Origin of the sequence: Pseudomonas sp. Cab53 (genome assembly GCF_018325965.1) — a bacterium.
Classification (GTDB): domain Bacteria; phylum Pseudomonadota; class Gammaproteobacteria; order Pseudomonadales; family Pseudomonadaceae; genus Aquipseudomonas; species Aquipseudomonas chlororaphis_E.
The window spans coordinates 5,878,985-5,902,148 of record NZ_AP021902.1; the positions used below are offsets into that span (position 1 = coordinate 5,878,985).

Genomic DNA, 23,164 nt, shown 5'->3' on the forward strand with positions numbered 1-23,164 from the left:
CACCTGTTGTGGACGGGACACCCGCAGGCTCCCCTCCTCGTTATGTGCAATCCGTGCAATTGCCCCGTGACGCCGCCGAAGCCGACGGCGGTCAGGCAGCATCCTCTACCCGCAGTTGTTCCTGCTCGAGGTCGAAGCGGCCCAGGACGTTGACCTGGGCGTTGCTGTGCAACTCGCTGTAGGCGAGCACCGGCACGTGGTTGAATTCATCGCGCAGCAGGTCGCGCAACGGTGCGCGCAGGTCCTGGGCCACCAACAGCACGGCCACGCGCTTGGCGCGCAGCGGGAAGCCTTCGCGCAACTGCAAGACCAGCGCCCGGGTGTGCCCGCTCTCCAGGGCAAAGAAGGTTTCGGTTTGCGTCTGGCGCAACGCATCGCGCAACAGCGTTTCGGTTTCCGGCGTCAGCAGCCAGGCATGCAGGCCCTCGGCGTCGCGGTACTGGTGATAGATCTGCGACTTCAGGGCGATGCGGGCGTAGTCGGTCAGGGCGCCGACGTCTCGTTCGTGTTGCCCGTGTTCGATCAACGACTCGGCGATCAGGCGCACCGCCCGCAGCGGAACGCCTTCGCCGGCCAGGCGTTGCAGCACCGCCGCGAAACGCGCTAGCGGCATGGTCCGCTGCAACTCCTGGACAAGCTCCGGCTGGCCCGCCTCGAGCCAGCTAAGGATCGACTTGCTTTCCTGCAGGCCAAGGAACTGCGGACCGGTGGCGAACATGGCGCGGCTCATCCGCTCCACCAGCAGCTCGGTGGCGGACACCGCCTCGACCCGCTCATCCGCCAGCAACGGGTCATCGGGCATCAACCACAGCCACTGCTGCTCGTCCCGCACCTCGCTGCCGACCTGCGCCTGGCGCGGTTCGAAAGGCAGGGGCCCGCGCGCCACGGCCACGCGCTCGCAGAAGGTAGCGCGCAACATCGGCACCTCATGCACGCAGAAGCGACATTCGTCGTCCTCCAGCAACGCGCTGTATTCGATTTCAAAGGGCGGCAACGTCAGGCCAAAACCGGCCACCAGCCCATTGCGCTTCTTGCGAATCGTCTGGATGGCTTCTTCGGTGGCAGGGTGTCCCTGCATGGCCTTGGAAAACTGCAAGAGATAGGCGCGGGTCGGGTCGAAGCTGCGCAGGTCTTCTGCACCGTTCTGCTCGGGGACAACACCGTCGGTGCCTGATCGCCTTGCCGCGCCTGCCGTGCGCGGGCATACAACTGGACGATCCCGGCCGTGCCGGTGATCAGGGCGATGACGATGAACACCAGCGTCGGCATGCCGGGCAGCGCGGCGAAGCCCAGCATCCCCACCGACGCGATCACCCAGGCCTTGGGCTCGGCAGTCAACTGGCTGGCGATTTCCTTGCCGACGCTGCTCCCGGCCGGCTGTCCTTCCGGCGACACCCGGGTGATGATCATGCCGGCGGTGAGGGAAATCAGCAGTGCAGGAATTTGCGCGATGAGGCCATCACCGATGGTCAGCACCGAATACAGGTGCATCGACTCGGAGGCGCCCATGTCGTGCTGCATCATGCCCACCGAGAAACCACCGATGAGGTTGATCACGACAATCACCAGGCCGGCGATGGCATCGCCCTTGACGAACTTCATCGCCCCGTCCATCGCCCCGAACAATTGGCTTTCCTTGTTCAGTTCTTCGCGGCGGCGACGGGCTTCGTTGACATCGATCAGATTGGCGCGCAGATCACTGTCGATGGACATCTGCTTGCCCGGCAGCGCATCCAGGGTGAAGCGCGCGGCCACCTCGGCGACACGCTCGGAGCCCTTGGTGATCACCAGGAAGTTCACCACCGTCAGGATCAGAAAGATCACCAGCCCGACGGCCAGGTTACCGCCGACCACAAAGTTGCCGAACGCCTGGACGATATGCCCGGCATCGCCCTGAAGCAGGATCAGCCGAGTGGTCGCCACCGACAACGCCAGCCGGAACAACGTGGTCAGCAGCAGCACTGCCGGGAACGAGGAAAAGGCCAACGGGCGAGGCAGGTAGAGCGAGAGCACGATCAGCAGGCAGGAGATGCAGATGTTGACCGCGATCAGCGCATCGACCACCGAGGTCGGCAGCGGCAGGATCAGCATGAACACGATGCCCAGCACCACGAACGCGCCGGCCACCTCGATACGCCGCACCGCTGCGCCGGCGACTTTGTTCAACAGGGCGATCATGCGTGCACTCCTATGATCGGTGCGGCGGTCTGCCCGCGAACCTCGCCACGGGAACGCTCATCCAGCAGCACCAACAGATTCTTCAATGCGCTCTGCCGACTCTTGCCGTCGCGCCAGAGCGCCAGCGGCAAACGCTTGAGCATCGAATACAAGCCGTTCAGCGAAACCAGTTGATCGCGTTCCTCTTCACCGCCGAGTTCACGTCCGATGCGGCGCACTTCAGCCGCCGACAAGCCACTGGCCGCCACCCCGAGCATGCGCTGGAGCAACAGCACCGCGGTGAGCTGGCTGGCCGGGCAACTGCCGGCCAATTGCTCCAGCAACTGCCGGCAGCTGTGCAGCACGCTGCCGAGCTGGGTCGAAGCGGCCAGGCCGATCAGCAGCGCACGCAGCTTGGCGGTGGGGCTCGACGGGGTCTGCGCGGCGATGTCGTCTGCCAGGGCCCGGCGCATCATGTCCAGCCCCGACACGAACGCGGTTTCGCCAAACAGCCCGAGCAGCGCCTGCATCATGGTGGGCAGGGACTGCTTGAGCACCACGGTGTCGTAGTAGAGGCGGCGCACTGCCTGGCGCAGTTGCGGATCGCCGCCCGCCGCGCGCAACGCTTCGGCGATGTTCATGCCGGCCTGGATCTGCGCGCTGTATTGTTCGCGCAGCAATTGCAGGTAGTCGCGGGCCCGCTTGGCTTCGACCTGCCGGCCCTGGGACTCGGCCTCGCGCACCACTTGTTGCAGGATCAGGTCGGTACGGGCCGGATCCCCACCGGTGGCTTGCACCACGTCTTCGAGCACCGGCTCGCCGTAGAGCAGGGTCCCGGCCTGGGCCGCCATCGCACTCAGGCTCTGCTTGCCGGGATGACCGAGTTGGTCGTACCACTCTTCCAATCGCTCACGCGTCTCGACCCGCGTCTGGCCCACCTCGCTGCGCGCATTACGGATGCGCCGCTGGCTCAAGGCCTTGGTGTTGCGCTCCACGTGATGGCTGAAGGTCATGCCGACCTCCTCCATCGAATTGGTCTGCACGGCCTGTTGCGTTTCGACAGGCTTGCCCACGCCCCCCAGCGCCGAAGCGGCCTGGGCGAGATTGACGGCAATGCGCATGTTTGTCGGTGCTTCTACTTTCATGATGACCATGAGCGTGGTTTCGGACGCTCAATGGGTGGCAGTGCTTCGCTGTTCGGTTCCATCCCCCGCACAGGCTTTTTTCGACGCATTCGCAGGGTGACGCCAGCGTGCTTTTTCACCCGGCCATGCGGTGCAAATTATTGCAGTGGCGCTCGGGTCGGCTGTGCACGGCTCTGCACAGATAGAGCCTGAGCTCTAATAAAAAATTGTTACTTATCAGAGTGATAAATCAAAAAATGGGTTTGGCACAGGTCCTGCTGATAGGGGTTGTCGACATCCGATCGACGCTATGCACCTATTCAGAGGGATTCATCGATGAGCAGTCTGAACCTCGTGTCACCCCCGAAAACCTCCTCGCCAGGCATGACATTTGGCGAGGAGCGCAAACTGCGTCTGTTTGTACAAAAGCGTGTGCTCAACCAGGACGACGCCGACGACCTCATCCAACTCACGTACCTGGAAGCCTGGCGTAACCAGGAGAAATTCAAGGGGCTGGCCAAGCCCGACACCTGGCTGTGCGGAATCGCCCTGAACCTGATCCGCAACCATTTCCGCCGCTACTACGCGCAACCGCCGCTGAGCACCTTCGATGAGAGCGAGTTCCACGAGTCCAGTGACGACATCGACCTCAGCGAGCTGTGCGACAACCGCCGGCTGCTGGATCGCACGCTGTTGGCGATGGATGAGCTGCCCAAGGACATGCGCGAAACCTTGTGGACCGCCGTGGACACCGAGAGCAGCTACCGCGACGCCGCCGAACGCCTGGGCGTGCCCATCGGGACCGTGCGCTCGCGTTTGTTCCGCGCCCGCGAGCAACTCAAGCGCAGCGTTTATGGAGAAGCCCGATCATGACCACCAATCGCTTGAACAGCCGACTCGACCTGCCCCACGGGGTACGTCGCTACACGCCCGACGACCTGCCGGTGATGACCGATATCTTCAACGAAAGCGCTCTGGGGGGCACCAGTTCCCCCGTGCTCAGAGCGTTTTCCCTGAAGGAAATGACATTCTTCGTCGACTGCTTCGTCAAGGAGGGCGACCCGATCTACGTGCTGGAGCGCAAGGGCGAAGTCGTCGCCTGGTTGATCGTCAACCGCTTCAGTTGGGGCGCCCAGGCCTGCCGGTTGACCGGAGAGGTGTCGATCTACGTGCGCAACGACCACGTGGGCAGCGGCGTCGGCATTCGCCTCGGCCAAGCCGCCGTGGTGTTGGCCCGACGCTATGGCTTCGAAACGCTGGTGGCCTGGATCATCGAGCATAACGAGGCCAGCAAACGCGGCGTGCAAGGCCTGGGCGCGACGCAATGGGGGCGGTTTCCGGGCATTGCCCGGTTCGCCGACACGCGGGCCGACGTGGTCCTCTACGGGCTGCACCTGACGTCGGACGTTTCGGCGCCTGCCACCGCACACACCCGGCCGGCGCACGCGGTCCTGGCGTAACGTCACGGCTCGCCCAGCCGGGTTGTCGGGCGAGCCTCACCTGCCATTGTCAGTCCACCGACCAGCGCACAGGCAAGGCTTGCGGCCCCCTGAAATTGGGGACATAGCGCCAGTGCACGGCCTCGGGCGCCACCGCCAGTTGCAGCCCCGGACAGCGCCTGAGCAAGGTGTTCAACGCGATTTCCAGTTCCTGCCGGGCCAGCGAGGCCCCCAGGCAATGGTGCGTGCCCTTGCCGAACGACAGGTGCGGGCAGGCCGGGCGGGTGATGTCCAGGGTGTCGGGATGGGCACACAGCGCTTCATCACGATTGGCCGCCCCCACCACCGCCATCAGTAGCTGGCCACGCTGCAAGCGTTGCCCCGCCAATTCGGTGTCCTGGGTCACGAAGCGGACCATGGCGCGCTCCACCGACGAGTCATAGCGCAGCAATTCCTCGACGGCATTGGGCATCAGGCCCGGTTCGTCGCGCAGTTGAACCAGCGCCTGGGGATGCTGCACCAGCAGGTACACCGCATTGCCGATCATCGACGCCGCCGTTTCATGCCCGGCGATGATGAGCAGCGCAATCATGCTGCACAACTCGCTGCAACTGAGCACGTTGCCCTCTTCCTCGACCTGCACCAACGCAGTCACCAGGTCGTCGGTGGGCTGCGCCCGACGCTGCTCGATCAAGGCCAGCATGTAGCTCGCGAACTCGCTGTAGCAGCGCTGCAACTCGCTCAAGTCGTGCCCGACCTGCTGGACGATCATGTGGGACCAACGGCGAAAATCGTCCCGGTCCCTGGCGGGGACGCCGAGCAGTTCGGCGATGACGGTGATCGACAACGGAAACGCGTATTGGCTCACCACGTCCATGTGTCCGCTGGGCCCGGCCTGGTCCAGCAGCGTCTCGGCGATCTGCTCGATGCGCGGGCGCATGGCATTGACCGCCTTGAGCGTGAATGCCTTGTTCACCAGCCGACGCAAGCGACGGTGGCGCTCGCCGTCGCGGTTGAGCATGTGATCGTTGAGAAAGGCGATGGATTGCTCGCCCCCGATCATCGCCGCGAACTGCGGGCTGATGCGGGCCGGGTCACGGGCGAAGCGCTCGTTGTCCAGCAGCACGGTCTCGACTTCCCGAGCGCCGGTGACGTACCAGATCGGCAACTGCCCTTGCGGTTGGCTGAGGAACACCGGCGCGACCTCGCGCAGCGCCGCATAGTGCCGGTAAGCCGCGCTGCGGAAGGCATCGCTGTTGAAATCGACGCCGTTGAAATCAAGGGTGCGCTCGTGCGCCATGGGCATGCTCCAGAGACAGGATGGTTGCCCGTGAGTGGCCTGGCGTACAGAAAAGATCCATCCCCCCGCCTTCGGGCAAACCTCTGAACCGTTTGCGGCGCCGCGCTCACTCAGCAGAGACCTTCCCCTCTTTTCTGGAGCACACATGACGCGAGCATTCGTAGTCCATGGCCATTGCGACCCCCGCTTCGAACCGGTCAGGGCGGCCTTCAGCCAACTGATGCAAAGCCCCTTCGAACGCGGTGCCGCCTTGTGCATGCAGGTCGACGGCGAAACAGTCATCGACCTCTGGGCCGGCCAGGCCGGGCCCGAACCGGATCGCCATTGGCAACACGACACCCTGCTCAACCTGTTCTCCTGCACCAAGCCCTTCACGGCGGTGGCGATCATGCAATTGGTGGGCGAAGGCCGGCTGGACCTGGACGCCCCGCTCTGCCAGCACTGGCCGGCCTTCGCCGACGCCGGCAAGGCCTCGATCACCCTGCGCCAGGTGCTGTGCCACCGGGCCGGGCTGCCGGCGCTGCGCACACCGTTGGCGCCGGAAACCCTGTACGACTGGGACACCATGGCGCAGCTGATTGCCGGGGAACAACCCTGGGCCGGCGCCGGCGAACGACAGACCTATTCGCCATTGCTGTTCGGCTGGATCCTGGGTGAACTGCTGCGCCGGGTGGACGGCCTGCCCCCCGCCCAGAGCATTTGCCGTCGGGTGGCCGCGCCACTGGCGCTGGACTTTCACCTGGGCCTGGACGACGTGACTATGGCGCGCTGTGCCTACATGGCACGGACCAAGGAAGACATCGACGACGAAGCCTTCGGGCGCGTGCTCCAGGACGTGCTCACCGAGCCGACGGCCATGAGTGCCCTGGCCTTCGCCAACCCGCCGATGGTGCTGGGACGCAGCAACGAACCCGGCTGGAAGCGCATGACCCAACCGGCCGCCAACGGGCACGGCAACGCGCGCAGCCTGGCGACGTTCTACGCCGGCCTGCTCGACGGGCGCTTGCTGGAATCACCGCTGCTCAATGAAATGCTGCGCGAACACAGCGCCGAGTACGACCCGACGCTCCAGACGCCGGCACGCTTCGGCCTGGGCATCATGCTCGACCAGCCGAACGTGGCGAATGGCAGCTATGGCATGGGCAGCGAGGCGTTCGGCCACATGGGCGCCGGTGGCACGGTCGGTTTCGCCGATCCGGAGCGCGGCGTCTCGTTCGGCTTCGCGTGCAATACGATCGGTTCCTACGTGTTGATGGACCCGCGCGGCCGGCACCTGGCCACCGTCGCGACGGGTTGTCTGTAGCCTGTTTGATCGGTGCCTCGCCCCGGGCACGGGGCGAGCGTCGGGTCATGCCCCTGGCGGCACGTTGGCCTCCGCGACCTGCGTCCCCGCTGCCCCGGTCTCGGGAGTGACGACCCGTTGTTCTTCGCCGCCCGGCACCCGGGGTTGCGCCGCCCGGGCGATCAGGTCCGGCTGCGCGCTCAATCGGCGCGAGGCCGCCATGGGCATCAGCAAGCGCCCACTGGCCCGGCCTCGCCCGGCCGGATTGAGCATGCGCAACTCGCGCTCATGCACACCGGACAACACCGCCAGGTGCGCCAGGTCCACCGGCTGCGCCAGGGCGAGCATCTGGAAGTACGGCTGGTCGGCGATGGGCACCAGGTCGACGCCATAGTCCGCCGGCGTATTGACCAACTGCGACAGCGCCAGCAACCGCGGCACGTAGTTCTGGGTCTCGCCGGGCAGCGACAGGTCCCAGTAGCGGGTCGCCAGGCCACGGGCCCGGTTACGCGTGATGGCGTCGCGCACCCGTCCTTCGCCGGCGTTGTAGGCAGCCAGCGCCAACAGCCAGTCGCCGTCGAAGTAGTCATGCAGGTAAGACAGGTAGTCCAGGGCGGCGCGGGTGGAAGACGGAATATCCCGGCGCTCGTCATAGTCGGCCCGCTGCTGCAATTGATAACGGCGCCCCGTGGCCGGGACGAACTGCCACAGGCCCATGGCCTGGGCGGGCGATTGCGCGTTCGGGTTGAAACCGCTCTCGATGGCCGGCAACAGCGCCAGCTCCAGCGGCATGTTGCGCTTGCTCAACTCGCCGACGATGAAGTGCAGGTAACGGCTGCCGGCGCGCCCGGTCTGGGTGAGAAACGCCGGGCGCTCCATCAGCCAGCGGCGCTGCTCGTCGATGCGCGCCACGCCGCGGGCCTTGGCCTGCAGCGAAAACCCCTGGCGCATGCGCGCCCACAGGCTGCCGTCGCCTTGGGACGACAGTTCTTCGATCTGGACGATCGTGTCCGTGGGCGCCGGCGTGCGCCAGCGCAGTTGCGATCGATAGGTTTCATTGGCGAACGGGTCACCGATGGTCAGCGGCGGTTCGAGGTGCTGGCAGCCGTACAGCAAGGACCCCATCGCCAACATGGACAGCCCCCTGGGGACGAAGCGAAGGACCGGCGAACGTGAAAGTGAACGGGACATGGGCGGTCAACCTTGAATGAGGTGGCGCCAATGGGTGGCCGATCCTGGCCCGACGGTTCCCATCCGCACGACATGACAACGGCACTTGGAACCGAAATGCCGCCGGCGTCACTCACGAGGGGCAGCAGGCGCTCGTCGCGCCTGGATGACAATGCGAGGTCAATCATGGCGTCACCCATCTATTGCAAGCTGATCGATCAGCTTTGCGCCCTCACGATGATTCCCACCCCGTCCGCGTTCTACGAACAGGCGAACCTGTCGGTCAAGGAGGTCGACTTTTCCCTCAAGCACACCCCCAGCGTGGGTGAAGGCGACGTGTTCATCTACGCCAGCTTCGGGCCGCTGCCGACCGCCAATCGCGAAGCCGTCCTGCAACGGCTGCTGGAAACCAATCTCTACCTGCTGAGCGGGCCGTTCTGCCCGTCCCTGTCCTACAACAGCGACAGCGAACTGGTGATCCTGATCGGCCACGTGCCCCTGGAAAACCTCACCGCCGAACACTTGCTGGGGCTCATGGGCGGTATCGCCGACATGGCGCTGATCTGGCGAGAGGGTTACTTCTTCGACGGTGCCAGCCCGAACGTCGCCGCCAAGCCCACCCAGCACAAACCCACACCCCGTAGCACCGGGCTCAACAACGCCCTGTCAATCTAGGAGAGCACGACATGCCAGATTTATCCGTAGGACGAAGCACAAGCTCGGCGGCGTTGGCCCAGGACGACCGGATCACGCCGATCAGAAACAGCCTGTCCGACCAGGTCCGCCCCTCCACCACACCGCTGGTGCCTTATCACTTCGAAGGAAAATCGAGCGACGCCACCCAGCAGACCCTCAGGACCCGGCAGCAGCGCCTGACAGGGCTGGTCAACACCCTCGGCAAGAAAAACCCCGATACCGACCCGCTCGGCTACGCGCGCGAGCACATGAGCCTGGAAAGTAAAGTACTGGGCTTTGCGCCAGGAACCAGCTATCAGGATGTGCAGAAGCATCTGGTCGAACTCGGCGGCACCCCCCACCCGATGCTGTCGGGCCAGGAAGAAACCGCCGAGTTCGTCAAGGATTTCAACCAATACCTGGGTATGAGCGAGGAAGACCGCAAGGAAGGCGGCGGTTTCAAGGCCGTCTGGGACAAACACTGCGACCGCGTCGGTAACACCCTCGGCGCCTACCATTCGCTGTGCCAGGAGGTCATCGAAGGCACGCCGCAGGGGGATGAACGTACGAGTCTGCAAAGCAGCCATGATGCCTTCCGCGGTTACGCCAAAGGCGTCATGCAAGCCATGACGCAAGAGCTGCCCGACCGCTTGAATACCTTCATGGAAAGCCGCATCGAGCACGCGCGCAGTGCGATGAACAACGAGAGTCTTTCCCAGCCCGAACGAGACCAGGCGACCTCTGAACTGAACCAGTTGATCAAGGTTCAGGTGGAATTCGAAGAGTTAGTGGACAAGAAGGACGACAAGCCCAGCGAACTGACGACGGCGACGAAGAAAAACGAAGTGCTGGACACGGCGCTGAAGAACGTCGGCCGCCAGGACTATGTCGCAGACCTCAAGACCCACAGTGGATTCCGGACAGGGCTGGCGGTGTTTGCCGATGCGGGCATCCCGCAAGGCTTCGCCTCCTCGGCTCACTTCGGTGCCAGCACCGCGGCAATCGATGAGAAGCTCGACGGTACGCACCTCGCAGCCCACGCCGCGGGTACCTCGGCCGTCCTGGGCGCCGCCCATAAAGTGGTCAGCGACAGCGCCCGCCCCATCATCCAGACCATCGTCGATAAAACCATCGGCAGTGGGCTGGAGAAGGTCGATCCGCTGTCGGTGTACCCCAAGGCCCTGCAGGAGGTGACGGTGAATGGGCGACGGGTCGCCAATCCTCAACGCGAGGCCCTCGACAAGACGCAGGAAGACAAGCGCACCAGTTTCCTGCTTAAACAAAACGCCAACAACTTTGGCACCATCAGCGGCGACTTCACCGGATACATCGCATTCGGTGCGGCTCATGCGGTACGAGAAGTCCTGAATCAATTCACCAGCGTGAACGCCTCGGGCATCGGCGCCCGCAGCCTGGCATCCGCGGTCGGCGGCACGCTCATGGCCGGCGGTCAGGCCGTGTTCAAATACTCTCAAACCCATGGCGACGAGAAGATCCCGACCTACCGGGTCAAAAACGAAACGCGCGAATGGAAGGAGCTCCTGCCCAAGGCACTGGCCGAATCAAGCAAAGTGCTGCCGACCAACATGACCAATATCAGTGACTATGTGAACCGAATCGTTGGCGTCGGTGCGGGTATTACCATGCGCACCGCAGTGGGGGACGCCGCCGCGCCAGGCGAAGATGCCGAGACGCTGGAAAAAATGCAGCAGATCATCACGACCTTCTTCTCTTCGGGCCTGACCCTGCTTCCGTTCTTTGCCAACAGCGTAGCGGCACCGCTGGAAAACAAAGCGCTGAACGACGGCAAGGACGACCTGACCGCACGCGCAAACGTCCCATGGCAGAACCTCACGAATGCAAACCGGGACACCCTTGCCCACACCCAGCCACCGGGCTGGAGACGCGCTGGCGAGAACGTCTATCACGGCACGCGTGGTGCTTCCCAGTTGGTTCCGCAAGCCACGGTCGCCGGGCTCAACCTGGGTACCGAGTGGGTCAAGAGCTTGGGGACAGGACCTAAGAGTACGGCGACTGGCGACACGATGGAGCTGGCCGAACGAGGCGAAGCGCCACCACAAGGCGGGCCGTCCAACGAACCGACGCCGACTACCCGGCCAAGCTGATGACCCCGTCGGGCCACCCTTCTATGGCTCGACGATCACCGCCTGAAACCGCCCTCCCACCACCGGCCGCCGGCGCTGCCCCGCGGTCGGCCCTCCTGACACACGCCGACTGACATCCCCCGCACTTCGACGACGACAGGCGTGATTGCTGTCGCAATCAACGATAGCCTTGCGATGCTCGGCCTCGGCCGCCCGGTCGCGGCACCGGACCTTCCACCGCCTATTACGCTGGCCGTGGGGCCGTCTGGAGAAAATCCCTCCAATGGACGATGCGCCGGTAAGCGGCCGTATGCTAAACAGGGAAGCAACAGCGAGACGATGGACCGCTGTCACCCGAATAAGGAATCCCCATGAAACGCACCCTCGTTGCCTTCCTGTCACTGGTCGTCACCGCTGTCATCGTCGCGGGCGGCTACCTCTACAGCAAGCAGCCCACCCGCCAGGGCACCGTGCAATTGCAGGGCCTGCAGGGCTCGGTGACCGTGCGCTACGACGAGCGTGGGGTGCCGCATATCCGCGCCGAGAACGAAACCGATCTGTACCGCGCCCTCGGCTATGTCCATGCCCAGGATCGGCTGTTCCAGATGGAGATCATGCGGCGCCTGGCCCGTGGCGAACTGGCCGAGATACTGGGGCCCAAACTGCTCGACACCGACAAGCTGATGCGCAGCCTGCGGATCCGCGAGCGGGCCGCGCGCTATGTGACGGAGCAGGATCCGCAATCCCCGGCCTGGATCGCGATGCAGGCGTACCTGGACGGCATCAATGCCTACCAGGACAGCCACACCCGGCCGCTGGAGTTCGATGTGCTGGGCATTCCCAAGCGCCCCTTCACCGCCGAAGACACCGTGAGCATCACCGGCTACATGGCCTACAGTTTCGCCGCGGCTTTTCGCACCGAACCGCTGCTGACTTATGTGCGCGATCAACTGGGCGCTGACTACCTGGATATCTTCGACCTCGCTTGGCAGCCCCAAGGCGTGCTGGCCGAGGGCCGCAAGAGCGCCTTGCCACTGGCCGCCAATGACTGGAAAGACCTCAATGCCCTGGCCCGCCTGAGCGAGCAGGCCCTGGCCGAGAACGGCCTGCCGCAGTTCGAAGGCAGTAACGCCTGGGCGGTCTCCGGCAGCCGCACCCACAGCGGCAAGCCGTTGCTGGCGGGCGACCCGCACATCCGTTTTTCCGCGCCCTCGGTGTGGTACGAGGCGCACCTGTCGGCACCCGGTTTCGAACTCTACGGGCATTACCAGGCGCTGATGCCATTTGCGACGCTGGGCATGAACAAGGATTTTGGCTGGAGCATCACCATGTTCCAGAACGACGACCTGGACCTGATCGCCGAGAAGGTCAACCCGGACAATCCCGAGCAGGTCTGGTACCGCGACAAGTGGGTGGACATGACCCGCAGCGAGCAGCAGATTGCGGTCAAGGGCCAGGCGCCGGTGACGCTGGTGCTGCGCCAGTCGCCCCATGGGCCGATCGTCAACGACGCCCTCGGTGCCAACGCCGGCAAGACCCCGGTCGCCATGTGGTGGGGCTTCCTGGAGAGCCGTAACCCGATCCTCGATGCCTTCTACCAGCTCAACCGTGCCGACACGCTCACCAAGGCGCGCGATGCCTCGTCCAAGATCCATGCACCGGGGTTGAACGTCGTCTGGGCCAATGCCAAGGGCGATATCGGCTGGTGGGCCGCCGCGCAGTTGCCCAAGCGGCCGAGCGGCGTGAAGCCCGGGTTCATGCTCGACGGCAGCAGCGCCGAGGCGGAAAAGGACGGTTTCTACCCCTTCAGCAGCAACCCGCAGGAGGAGAACCCGGCGCGGGGCTACATCCTTTCGGCCAACTTCCAGCCGGTGGTGGCCAGCGGCATCGAGATCCCGGGGTACTACAACCTCGCCGACCGCGGCCAGCAACTGAACCTGCAGCTCGGCGACAAGCAGGCCAAGTGGGACATCCAGACCACCCAGGCACTGCAACTGGGCACCACCACCGCCTACGGCCCCCGTCTGCTCGCGCCGCTGCTGCCTGTGCTGCGTGGCGTGGTCAGCGACCCGCAGGAACGCAAATGGGTGGACCAACTGGCCCAATGGCCCGGCGATTATCCGCTGGACTCCGTCAGCGCCACGCTGTTCAACCAGTTCCTGTTCAACCTGGCCGAGGCGGCGCTGCGCGATGAACTGGGCGACGGCTTCTTCGACACGGCGCTGTCGACCCGGGTGATCGATGCGGCCCTGCCACGCCTGGCGGCTTCAGCCGATTCCCCCTGGTGGGACGATCGCTCGACGCTGGGCACGGAAACCCGCGCCGACATCGTCCACATCGCCTGGAGCAAAAGCCTCGCGCACCTCAAGGCCACCCTGGGCGAAGACGCCAGCCAGTGGCAATGGGGCAAGGCCCACACCCTGACCCACGGTCATCCGCTGGGCCAGCAGAAACCGCTGGATCGGCTCTTCAACGTCGGCCCGTTCGCGGCACCGGGCACCCATGAGGTGCCCAACAACCTTTCCGCCCGCATCGGCCCGGCACCCTGGCCGGTGACCTACGGGCCCTCCACCCGGCGCATCATCGACTTTGCCGACCCGAGCCACAGCGTCACCATCAACCCTGTGGGCCAGAGCGGCGTGTTGTTCGACAAGCATTACGAGGATCAGGCCGAGGCGTACATCGAGGGGGTGTATCACCAGGCACACCTGGCCGAGGAAGAGGTGACGGCCAACACCCATGGCACGCTCAAACTGTTACCGGCCCGAACCCCTTGAACGAGGAGCGGGCTTTTTTTCACCGCCAACGGGCCTGTTTGTCATGGATGGTCAAGACTACAAGGCTCAACACCCCGTCCACTTCCTGAGGAGTCAATGCAATGTTCAATAACTGGTCCGAGCTGCTGCCTACCATCAAGTCCGCCTTCGGTGCCCTGGGCAAGAGCAACCCGAAGATGGTCAAGGCCTACATGGCCCTGGATGAGGCCGCCGCCGAGAACAACGTGCTCGATGCCAAGACCCGCGAGCTGATCTCCATTGCCGTGGCAATCACCACCCGCTGCGACGGCTGCATCGGCGTCCACACCGATGCCGCCATCAAGGCCGGCGCCACCCGCGAAGAAATCGCCGCCACCCTGGCGACTGCCGTGTCACTGAACGCCGGCGCGGCCTACATCTACTCCCTGCGGGCACTGGAGGCCCATGACACGCTGAAGAAATGAGCAAGTGGCGGGACAACGCCGGCGCCCGCCCCACCGCCTTCGCGAGCAAGCTCGCTCCCACAATTGGTTCTGTGGTGGCCACAAACCCAAGGCAACCCCACAGTTGCTCTGTGGTGGCCACAGACTCAAGGCAATCCCACCATTGCTCTGTGGTGGCCACAGACTCAAGGCAATCCCACCATTGCTCTGTGGTGACCACAGACTCAAGGCAACCGCAAAACCTGTGGGAGCGGGCTTGCCCGCGAAGACGGCCGCACAGCCAACATCGCCATTGACTGACCCACCGCCTTCGCGAGCAAGCTCGCTCCCACATTCACACCTGGGCGGTCGCGGCGCGGCGCACTTCCGGTTGTTTCCAGGAGTCGGCGGCGCTTTCCTCGATGGCTTGCTGGATGGCGCGCTTGCGGTTCTCTTCGGCGCGACGGCTGAAGTACCAGACCAGGAACGTCACCAGCGACACCGCCAGCAGGATCAGGCTGGCCACGGCGTTGATCTCCGGCTTGACCCCCAGGCGCACCGCCGAGAACACTTCCATCGGCAAGGTCGTCGATCCCGGCCCCGACACGAAGCTGGCCAACACCAGGTCATCCAGGGACAGCGCGAACGACATCATGCCCCCGCCGCCAGCGACGGCGCGATCATCGGGATGGTGATCAGGAAGAACACCTTCCACGGCCGCGCGCCCAGGTCCATGGCCGCCTCTTCGATGGACAGGTCCAGTTCACGCAAGCGGGCCGAAACCACCACCGCCACGTAGGCCGCGCAGAACGTCGTGTGGGCGATCCAGATCGTGACGATGCCACGCTCCTGGGGCCAGCCGATGATCTGCGCCATGGCCACGAACAGCAGCAACAGCGACAGGCCAGTGATCACCTCCGGCATGACCAGTGGCGCGGTGACCAGCCCACCAAACAACGTACGCCCCTTGAAGTGAGTGATGCGGGTCAGCACGAAGGCCGCCAGCGTACCCAGCGCCACGGCGGCCACCGCCGTGTAGCAGGCGATTTCCAGCGAGCGCAGCACCGACCCCATCAACTGGGTGTTGTCCAGCAGGCCGACGTACCACTTGATCGACCAGCCGCCCCACACTGTCACCAGTTTCGAGGCGTTGAACGAGTAGATCACCAGGATCAGCATCGGTGCGTAGATGAACAGCAAACCCAGCACCAGCATCAGGCTTGAAAAACTGAAGCGCTTCATTCCTTGCCCTCCATTTCCTTGGCCTGACTGCGGTTGAACAGGATGATGGGCACGATCAGGATTGCCAGCATCACCACCGCCAGGGCGGATGCCACCGGCCAGTCACGGTTGTTGAAGAATTCCTGCCACAGCACTTTGCCGATCATCAGGGTTTCCGGACCGCCCAGCAGTTCCGGGATCACGAACTCGCCCACCACGGGGATGAACACCAGCATGGCCCCGGCGATGATGCCGTTCTTGGACAGCGGCACGGTGATTTTCCAGAAGCTGTTGAACGTGCTCGATCCCAGGTCGGAAGCGGCCTCCAGCAGGCTGGGGTCGTGTTTGACCAGGTTGGCGTACAGCGGCAGGATCATGAACGGCAGGTAGGAGTAGACCACCCCGATGTAGACCGCCAGGTTGGTGTTGAGGATCTGCAACGGTTCGCTGATCCAGCCCATGCTCAGCAGGAAACCGTTGAGCAAGCCGTTGTTGCTGAGGATGCCCATCCACGCATAGACGCGGATCAGGATCGCGGTCCAGGTCGGCATCATGATCAACAGCACCAGCACCGTCTGGATTTCCTTGCGGGCGTTGGCGATGCCGTAGGCCATCGGATAACCGATCAACAGGCACAACACGGTGCTGATCAGCGCCATCTTCAGCGAGCCGAGGTAGGCGGCGATGTACAGCTCATCGTCGCTCAACATCGCGTAGTTGGCGAAATTGAGCAGCACCTGCAGCTTCTGGTCGACGTAGCTGTAGATCTCGGTGTATGGCGGAATGGCCACGTCGGCTTCGGCGAAGCTGATCTTCAGGACAATGAAGAACGGCAACATGAAGAACAGGAACAGCCAGATGAAAGGCACCCCGATGACCAGTTGACGGCCACCGGGCGTTATTCGATCGAGTCGGCGTTTGAATTTGCGCATGTTCATGAGCGAAGCACCACGCCGCTGTCATCTTCCCACCAGACGAACACCTGGTCGCCCCAGGTCGGGCGCTGGCCACGGCGCTCGGCGTTGGCGACGAAGGACTGCACCAGCTTGCCGCTCGGCAGTTCGACGTAGAACACCGAGTGCCCGCCCAGATAGGCGATATCGTGGACCTTGCCGCTGGACCAGTTGTGCTCGCAGGTCGGCTGTTCGACGGTCACCAGCAGTTTTTCCGGGCGAATGGCGTAGGTCACCGACTTGTCCTGCACCGAGGTGCTGATCCCGTGGCCGACGTAGATGTTGCGGTCCAGGTCCTTGCAGGTCAGCACCGCGTGACCCTCGGCGTCGTCCACCACTTCGGTCTCGAAGATGTTGACGTTGCCGATGAACTCGCAGACCAGCCGGCTGGTCGGGGTCTCGTAGATGTCGATCGGGCTGCCGATCTGGGCGATCCAGCCCAGGTGCATGATCGCGATGCGCTCGGCCATGGTCATGGCCTCTTCCTGGTCGTGGGTCACCATCACGCAGGTCACACCGACCCGCTCGATGATCTCGACCAGCTCGAGCTGCATCTGCGAGCGCAGCTTCTTGTCCAGGGCGCCCATGGGTTCGTCGAGCAGCAACAGCTTTGGACGCTTGGCCAGGGAACGGGCCAGGGCCACGCGCTGGCGCTGGCCGCCGGAGAGCTGGTGCGGCTTGCGCTTGGCGTACTGGCTCATCTGCACCAGCTTGAGCATTTCCGCCACGCGGGCCTCGATCTCAGGCTTGGGGATCCTGTCCTGTTGCAGGCCGAAGGCGATGTTCTGCGCCACGGTCATGTGCGGGAACAGGGCGTAGGACTGGAACATCATGTTGATCGGCCGCTCGTACGGCGGCATGTCGGTAATGTCCACACCGTCGAGGAAAATGCGCCCCTCCGTGGGCCGCTCGAAGCCGGCGAGCATGCGCAGCAAGGTGGATTTGCCCGAACCCGAACCACCGAGCAAGGCGAAGATCTCGCCTTTCTTGATCTCCAGGGACACATCGTCCACGGCAATCGTCTCGTCGAACTTCTTCGTGACCCGGTCGATTTTGACCAGCACCTGCTTGGGTGTCTGGTCGCCCTCGAGGGCTTTCTTATAGGCGCCGGAGGCAACTGCCATTTTCGAAACTCCCACAGAATTTACTGTTCGCCCCATGCGGGCGAGCGTTTAGTTAGAGCGCTTAACGCTATTTACCCGACTTGACCTTGGTCCAGCTGCGGGTCATGAGTCGTTGAATCTTGGGCGGCAACTCGGAGTTGACGTACAGCTTGTCGACGACCGCCTGCGGTGGGTACACCGCTTCATCGGTGCGCACTTTCTGATCCATCAGTTCGCCCGCCTTCGGGTTCGGGTTGGCGTAGCCGACGGTGTCGCTCACTTGGGCGATCACCTCAGGCTTGAGCAGGTAGTTGATGAAGGCGTGGGCCTCCTTGACGTTGGTGGCGTCGCGCGGGATCGCCAACATGTCGAACCAGAGGTTGCCGCCTTCCTTGGGGATCACGTAGGCGATCTCGACGCCTTTACCGGCTTCGCTGGCACGCGAGCGGGCCTGGAAGATGTCGCCGGAGAAACCGGCGGCCACGCAGATCTCGCCATTGGCCAGATCAGAGATGTACTTGGAGGAATTGAAGTAGGTCACGTACGGCCGGATCTTGAGGAGCTGGGCCTCGGCCTTCTTGTAGTCTTCAGGGTTTTCGCTGTTGGGGCTCAGGCCCAGGTAGTTGAGCATCGCCGGGATCATTTCGTCGCCCGAGTCGAGGAACGACACGCCGCAGCTGGAGAGTTTCTTGATGTTTTCCGGCTCGAATAGCATGGCCCACGAGTCGATCTTGTCGACGCCCAGCACCGCCTTGACCTTCTCGACGTTGTAGCCGATGCCGTTGGTGCCCCACAGGTACGGCACGGCGTACTGGTTGCCCGGGTCGTTACGCTCCAGGCGCTTGAGCAGCGCGGGGTCCAGGTTGGCGTAGTTGGGCAACTGGGCCTTGTCGAGTTTCTGGAACGCCCCGGCCTTGATCTGCTTGCCCAGGAAGTGGTTGGACGGCACGACCACGTCGTAGCCGGTACGACCGGCCAGTAACTTGCCTTCCAGGGTTTCGTTGGAATCGAACACGTCATACACCGGCTTGATGCCAGTGGCTTTTTCGAAGTCCGCCAGGGTGGTCTCGCCGATGTAGTCCGACCAGTTATAAATATGCACGGTGGAAGCAGCCTGGACACTGACGGCGAGCGTCAGGCCGGCGCCGACCAGCAAGGCGTTGCGTAACAAAGAAAAGACTGGCACGTGGAGGTCCTCTTAAATAGTTGGGCCCAAGTTGCCCCCGTTACCTGGCCACGACAGGCCCTGCAACAAAACCGGCGCGCAACTTACCCTCGATAAACCGATCCAGCAAAACTTTTAATTATTCTTGGCTTCCTGTTGCCGCCGCCCTGGAGGGTGACGGCGACAGGAAAGTACTTCAGGCCGGCTTACTTGCCGGATTTGATCTTGGTCCAGCTGCGGGTCAGGATCCGCTGGGTGGCCGGCGGCAAGTCACTGATCGCGTAGAGCTTGGCTTTCACTTCATCCGACGGGTAGATGTTCGGGTCGCCGGAGATATCTTTTTCCACCAGCGCCGTCGCCGCCTTGTTGCCGTTCGGGAAGCGTACGTTGTTGGTGATCTCGGCCATGATTTCCGGCTTCAGCAGGAAGTTCATGTACTGGTAGGCCGCGTCGACGTTTTCGGCGTCCTTGGGAATGGCGACCATGTCATAGAAGGAACCGGCGCCCTCTTTTGGAATGGCGTAGGCCACCTTGACCTTGCCACCCGCTTCGGCAGCGCGGGACTTGGACTGTTCGATATCGCCCGAGTAACCCACGGCGACGCAGATGTTGCCGTTGGCCAGGTCAGAGATGTACTTGGACGAATGGAAATAGCTGATCGAAGGACGGATCTTGAGGAACAGTGCCTCGGCGTCGGCCAGTTGTTTCTTGTCCTGGCTGTCGGTCGGGTAGCCCAGGTAGTGCAACGCCACCGGGATCATTTCGGTCGGTGAGTCGAGGAAACTCACGCCGCAGCCCTTGAGCTTGGCGATGTTCTCCGGCTTGAGCAGGGTGTCCCACGAGTCGATCTTGTCGACGCCCAGCGCGGCCTTGACCTTCTCCGGGTTGTAGCCGATACCGATGGTGCCCCACATGTAAGGGAAGGCATGCTGGTTGCCCTTGTCGCTGGCATCGCCAACGGCCTTGAGCAGGTCGGTGTCGAGATTCTTCCAGTTGGTCAGCTTGGACTTGTCCAGTGGCTGGTAGACGCCGGCCTTGATCTGCTTGGCCAGGAAGTTGTTCGACGGCACCACGATGTCATAACCGGATTTGCCGGCCAGCAACTTGGCTTCGAGGGTTTCGTTGCTGTCGAACACGTCGTAGACGACCTTGATCCCCGTTTCCTTCTCGAACTTGGCGACGGTGTCCGGCGCAATATAGTCGGACCAGTTATAGACGTGCAGCACTTTGTCGTCCGCCTGGACGGCACCCGCCATCGCGCCCACCAGCGACATGGCGAGGAGGGTCTTGCCAGCTATCTTCATACCTAATGCCTTCATGGATTGATGCTCCAGTTATTCTTTTTAGCCACGTTCAGTAGCCGGCTCGCGGGCAACTTGAACAGTCGGTAGTCTGGCAAGTTACAGGGCAGGCTTTCAACACAAGCCCGGCCTTTTGTTCGCACTGGGCGAGGCCCTTGTAAGCGCCTCGCTCAGAGCCTAGCACTTAGCCTTGCAACGCACTGAGGGTCAGGTCCAGGCACTGCCGCGCCTTGGTCACCAGTTCGTCGATCTCGGCCTTGCTGATCACCAGTGGCGGCGCAATGATCATGGTGTCGCCCACCGCACGCATGATCAGCCCGTTGTCGAAGCAGAACTGCCGGCAGATCATGCCCACGCCCCGACCTTCATAGCGCTTGCGCGTGGCCTTGTCCTGAACCAGTTCGATTGCCCCCAGCAGGCCGACACCCCGGACCTCACCCACCAGCGGATGATCGTTCAGTTCCCGCAAACGCTTCTGCAAATAGGGTGCCGTTTCGTTGTGGACGCGCTCGATGATCTTTTCTTCGCGCAGGATGCGAATGTTCTCCAGGGCCACCGCGGCGGCCACCGGGTGACCGGAGTAGGTGAAGCCGTGGTTGAAGTCGCCCCCTTCATTGAGCACGTCGACCACATCGTCACGCACGATCAGCCCGCCCATGGGGATGTAGCCGGAGGTCAGGCCCTTGGCGATGGTCATCATGTGCGGCTTCAAGCCGAAATGATCGGTGCCGAACCATTCCCCGGTGCGGCCAAAACCGCAGATCACTTCGTCGGCCACGAACAGGATGTCGTACTTAGCGAGGATTTCCTTCACCCGCGGCCAGTAGCTGTCCGGCGGAACGATCACGCCGCCCGCGCCTTGGATCGGCTCGGCGATGAACGCACCGACGTTGTCCACGCCGACCTCCAGGATCTTGGCTTCCAGTTGGTCGGCCGCCCACACGCCGAAGGCCTCCGGGCTCATGTCGCCGCCTTCGCCGAACCAATAGGGCTGGGCGATGTGGACGATGCCCGGGATCGGCAGGTCGCCCTGCTCGTGCATGTAGGTCATGCCGCCCAGGCTCGCGCCGGCCACGGTCGAACCGTGATAGCCGTTCTTGCGGCTGATGATGACTTTCTTGTTCGGCTGGCCCTTGATCGCCCAGTAATGGCGAACCATGCGCAGCATGGTGTCGTTGCCTTCGGAGCCGGAGCCGGTGAAGAACACATGGTTCATGCCTTCAGGGGCGATATCGGCGATGGCCTTGGACAGCTCCAGCACCGGCGGGTGAGCGGTCTGGAAGAACAGGTTGTAGTACGGCAGTTCGCGCATCTGCCGGCTGGCGGCGTCGGCCAGTTCATCACGGCCGTAACCGACGGCCACGCACCAGAGGCCGGCCATGCCATCGAGGATCTGGTTGCCTTCGCTGTCCCAGAGGTAGACGCCCTTGGCGCGGGTGATGATGCGCGGGCCTTTCTCCTTGAGTTGCTTGAAGTCGCTGAACGGCGCCAGGTGATGATCGTTGCTCAGGGCCTGCCATTCGCGGGTTTGCGGGTTGTTGCCGGTCATGCGGATTCTCCTTTCGTATCGGTGGGGGCGAGGCTGGCGCGGCAGCCCCGCCCGGCGCTTCAGACGGCAAAGAGCAGGAATTCCCGCTCCCACGAACTGATGACGCGCTTGAAGTTTTCATGCTCGGCCCGCTTGACCGCGACGTAGCCCGTGATGAATTTCTTGCCCAGGTATTTCTCGATGGTGGCGCTGTTTTCCATGCGCTCCAACGCATCTTCGATGGTCAGCGGCAGGCGCAGGTTCCGGCGTTCGTAACCCCGTCCCACCACCGGCGCACTCGGGTTGATGCCTTCGACCATGCCGATGAAACCGCACAGCAGGCTCGCGGCAATGGCCAGGTACGGGTTGGCGTCGGCGCCCGGCAGGCGGTTTTCCACCCGACGGTTCTGTGGCCCGGCATCCGGCACGCGCAGGCCGACGGTGCGGTTTTCTTCGCCCCACTCCACGTTCACGGGCGCCGAGGTATCCGGCAGGAAGCGGCGGAACGAGTTGACGTTGGGGGCGAACAGCGGCAGCAGCTCGGGGATGAGCTTCTGCAAGCCGCCGATGTGGTGCAGGAACAGCTCGCTCATGGTCCCGTCTTCATTGGAGAAGACGTTCTTGCCGGTGTCCTTGTCGATGATGCTCTGGTGCAGGTGCATTGCACTGCCCGGCTCGCCGGTCATGGGTTTGGCCATGAAGGTCGCGGCCACGTTGTGCTTGAGCGCCGCCTCGCGCATGGTGCGCTTGAACACCAGGATCTGGTCGGCCAGGGACAGGGCGTCGCCATGACGGAAGTTGATTTCCATCTGCGCCGTGCCGTCCTCGTGGATCAGGGTGTCGAGGTCCAGCTCCTGCAACTCGCACCAGTCGTAGACGTCCTCGAACAGCGGGTCGAATTCGTTGGCGGCCTCGATCGAGAACGACTGGCGCCCGGTTTCCGGGCGGCCGGAGCGGCCAACAGGCGGTTGCAGCGGGAAGTCCGGGTCGTCGCTGCGCTTGGTCAGGTAGAACTCCATCTCCGGCGCGACGATCGGCTGCCAGCCTTTGTCGGCGTACAGCTTGAGCACCTTCTTGAGCACGTTGCGCGGCGACAGCTCGATCGGGTTGCCCTGCTTGTCGTAGGAATCGTGGATGACCTGGGCAGTGGGCTCGATGGCCCAGGGCACAAGGAAGACGGCGTTCTCGTCCGGGCGGCATATCATGTCGATGTCGGCAGGATCGAGCAGTTCGTAATAGATGTCGTCTTCGACATAGTCGCCTGTCACGGTCTGGAGCAGGACGCTCTCGGGCAGGCGCATGCCTTTTTCGGCAATGAACTTGTTGGTCGGCGAGATCTTGCCCCGGGTGATACCGGTCAGGTCGCCAATCATGCATTCGACTTCTGTGATCTTGTGGTCTTTCAACCAATCGGTGAGCTGGTCGAGGTTGTTACTCATAAATGCCTCTAGGCGTGAGTTTCC

General features: G+C 63.3%; 16 protein-coding genes and 2 pseudogenes. 7 read left to right on the forward strand and 11 right to left on the reverse strand.

The features are described from left to right. Positions 1 to 91: 91 nt before the first annotated feature. Both sctV and sctW read right to left on the reverse strand, forming a co-directional pair. Positions 92 to 2,178 (reverse strand): annotated as a pseudogene (gene sctV / locus KI241_RS25940) (type III secretion system export apparatus subunit SctV). Beyond that, positions 2,175 to 3,278, reverse strand: coding sequence for a type III secretion system gatekeeper subunit SctW (gene sctW, locus KI241_RS25945; protein WP_185057676.1), 1,104 nt, complete (start codon positions 3,276 to 3,278; stop codon positions 2,175 to 2,177). Before sctW ends, sctV begins: the two are co-directional and overlap by 4 nt. A 339-nt stretch (positions 3,279 to 3,617) precedes the next feature. Between sctW and KI241_RS25950 the strand changes: the two genes are divergently transcribed. Further along, positions 3,618 to 4,154 (forward strand): RNA polymerase sigma factor, encoded by a 537-nt coding sequence (locus tag KI241_RS25950; RefSeq protein ID WP_047735823.1) that lies wholly within the window; start codon positions 3,618 to 3,620, stop codon positions 4,152 to 4,154. Next, on the forward strand, positions 4,151 to 4,741 hold the full coding sequence (locus tag KI241_RS25955; protein WP_042729305.1) for a GNAT family N-acetyltransferase: 591 nt from the start codon (positions 4,151 to 4,153) through the stop codon (positions 4,739 to 4,741). The genes KI241_RS25950 and KI241_RS25955 overlap by 4 nt, the downstream gene beginning before the upstream one ends. 49 nt (positions 4,742 to 4,790) lie before the next feature. Here the strand turns inward: KI241_RS25955 and KI241_RS25960 are convergent, their stop codons facing one another. Further along, the gene (locus KI241_RS25960) at positions 4,791 to 6,020 is read right to left on the reverse strand and encodes a cytochrome P450 (RefSeq protein WP_042729306.1); all 1,230 of its coding nucleotides are present in this window, start codon (positions 6,018 to 6,020) and stop codon (positions 4,791 to 4,793) included. Positions 6,021 to 6,165: 145 nt separating this feature from the next. Here KI241_RS25960 and KI241_RS25965 point away from each other — a divergent pair, with 145 nt between their 5' ends. Beyond that, entirely contained in the window at positions 6,166 to 7,323 is a 1,158-nt protein-coding gene (locus KI241_RS25965; RefSeq protein ID WP_042729307.1) for an EstA family serine hydrolase, read from the forward strand. A gap of 45 nt (positions 7,324 to 7,368) precedes the next feature. Here the strand turns inward: KI241_RS25965 and KI241_RS25970 are convergent, their stop codons facing one another. Then, on the reverse strand, positions 7,369 to 8,493 hold the full coding sequence (locus KI241_RS25970; protein WP_042729308.1) for a transglycosylase SLT domain-containing protein: 1,125 nt from the start codon (positions 8,491 to 8,493) through the stop codon (positions 7,369 to 7,371). Between the two features lie 165 nt (positions 8,494 to 8,658). Between KI241_RS25970 and KI241_RS25975 the strand changes: the two genes are divergently transcribed. The 4 genes from KI241_RS25975 (at position 8,659) to KI241_RS25990 (ending at position 14,472) form a co-directional block, all read left to right on the forward strand. Further along, positions 8,659 to 9,147 carry a type III effector gene (locus KI241_RS25975; protein ID WP_042729309.1) on the forward strand — a complete coding sequence of 163 codons (489 nt, stop codon included), beginning with the start codon at positions 8,659 to 8,661 and terminating at the stop codon, positions 9,145 to 9,147. Positions 9,148 to 9,200: 53 nt separating this feature from the next. Then, entirely contained in the window at positions 9,201 to 11,273 is a 2,073-nt protein-coding gene (locus tag KI241_RS25980) for a type III effector (RefSeq protein ID WP_237614141.1), read from the forward strand. 350 nt (positions 11,274 to 11,623) lie between these two features. Further along, entirely contained in the window at positions 11,624 to 14,029 is a 2,406-nt protein-coding gene (locus KI241_RS25985; RefSeq protein ID WP_042729311.1) for a penicillin acylase family protein, read from the forward strand. Positions 14,030 to 14,130: 101 nt separating this feature from the next. After that, positions 14,131 to 14,472: a carboxymuconolactone decarboxylase family protein gene (locus tag KI241_RS25990; protein WP_024780471.1), complete on the forward strand. Its 342-nt coding sequence runs from the start codon at positions 14,131 to 14,133 to the stop codon at positions 14,470 to 14,472. Positions 14,473 to 14,785: 313 nt separating this feature from the next. Here the strand turns inward: KI241_RS25990 and KI241_RS25995 are convergent. From KI241_RS25995 to KI241_RS26025, 7 genes and pseudogenes are all read right to left on the reverse strand, one after another. Continuing rightward, a pseudogene (locus KI241_RS25995) lies at positions 14,786 to 15,672 on the reverse strand (ABC transporter permease subunit). Next, positions 15,669 to 16,589, reverse strand: coding sequence for an ABC transporter permease subunit (locus tag KI241_RS26000; RefSeq protein ID WP_042729313.1), 921 nt, complete (start codon positions 16,587 to 16,589; stop codon positions 15,669 to 15,671). Before KI241_RS26000 ends, KI241_RS25995 begins: the two are co-directional and overlap by 4 nt. After that, the gene (gene potA, locus KI241_RS26005; protein WP_042729314.1) at positions 16,586 to 17,728 is read right to left on the reverse strand and encodes a polyamine ABC transporter ATP-binding protein; all 1,143 of its coding nucleotides are present in this window, start codon (positions 17,726 to 17,728) and stop codon (positions 16,586 to 16,588) included. Before potA ends, KI241_RS26000 begins: the two co-directional genes overlap by 4 nt. Positions 17,729 to 17,795: 67 nt before the next feature. Then, entirely contained in the window at positions 17,796 to 18,893 is a 1,098-nt protein-coding gene (locus KI241_RS26010; protein ID WP_042729315.1) for a polyamine ABC transporter substrate-binding protein, read from the reverse strand. A 185-nt stretch (positions 18,894 to 19,078) separates the two neighbouring features. Then, positions 19,079 to 20,191, reverse strand: a complete 1,113-nt coding sequence (locus tag KI241_RS26015; RefSeq protein ID WP_042729316.1) for a polyamine ABC transporter substrate-binding protein — start codon at positions 20,189 to 20,191, stop codon at positions 19,079 to 19,081. 166 nt (positions 20,192 to 20,357) lie between these two features. After that, entirely contained in the window at positions 20,358 to 21,722 is a 1,365-nt protein-coding gene (locus tag KI241_RS26020) for an aspartate aminotransferase family protein (protein ID WP_042729317.1), read from the reverse strand. Between the two features lie 59 nt (positions 21,723 to 21,781). Then, on the reverse strand, positions 21,782 to 23,140 hold the full coding sequence (locus KI241_RS26025; RefSeq protein WP_042729318.1) for a glutamine synthetase family protein: 1,359 nt from the start codon (positions 23,138 to 23,140) through the stop codon (positions 21,782 to 21,784). Positions 23,141 to 23,164 lie beyond the last annotated feature (24 nt).

Excerpts from the sequence above, each read along its gene's own strand:
- KI241_RS26025 (WP_042729318.1), bottom strand. The coding sequence starts at position 23,140 with ATGAGTAACAACCTCGACCAGCTCACCGATTGGTTGAAAGACCACAAG.
- KI241_RS25950 (WP_047735823.1), top strand. The coding sequence starts at position 3,618 with ATGAGCAGTCTGAACCTCGTGTCACCCCCGAAAACCTCCTCGCCAGGC.
- KI241_RS25990 (WP_024780471.1), top strand. The coding sequence starts at position 14,131 with ATGTTCAATAACTGGTCCGAGCTGCTGCCTACCATCAAGTCCGCCTTC.
- KI241_RS26000 (WP_042729313.1), bottom strand. The coding sequence starts at position 16,589 with ATGAACATGCGCAAATTCAAACGCCGACTCGATCGAATAACGCCCGGT.
- potA (WP_042729314.1), bottom strand. The coding sequence starts at position 17,728 with ATGGCAGTTGCCTCCGGCGCCTATAAGAAAGCCCTCGAGGGCGACCAG.
- KI241_RS25975 (WP_042729309.1), top strand. The coding sequence starts at position 8,659 with ATGGCGTCACCCATCTATTGCAAGCTGATCGATCAGCTTTGCGCCCTC.
- KI241_RS25960 (WP_042729306.1), bottom strand. The coding sequence starts at position 6,020 with ATGGCGCACGAGCGCACCCTTGATTTCAACGGCGTCGATTTCAACAGC.
- sctW (WP_185057676.1), bottom strand. The coding sequence starts at position 3,278 with ATGCGCATTGCCGTCAATCTCGCCCAGGCCGCTTCGGCGCTGGGGGGC.
- KI241_RS26020 (WP_042729317.1), bottom strand. The coding sequence starts at position 21,722 with ATGACCGGCAACAACCCGCAAACCCGCGAATGGCAGGCCCTGAGCAAC.
- KI241_RS25985 (WP_042729311.1), top strand. The coding sequence starts at position 11,624 with ATGAAACGCACCCTCGTTGCCTTCCTGTCACTGGTCGTCACCGCTGTC.
- KI241_RS26015 (WP_042729316.1), bottom strand. The coding sequence starts at position 20,191 with ATGAAGGCATTAGGTATGAAGATAGCTGGCAAGACCCTCCTCGCCATG.
- KI241_RS25955 (WP_042729305.1), top strand. The coding sequence starts at position 4,151 with ATGACCACCAATCGCTTGAACAGCCGACTCGACCTGCCCCACGGGGTA.
- KI241_RS25970 (WP_042729308.1), bottom strand. The coding sequence starts at position 8,493 with ATGTCCCGTTCACTTTCACGTTCGCCGGTCCTTCGCTTCGTCCCCAGG.
- KI241_RS25965 (WP_042729307.1), top strand. The coding sequence starts at position 6,166 with ATGACGCGAGCATTCGTAGTCCATGGCCATTGCGACCCCCGCTTCGAA.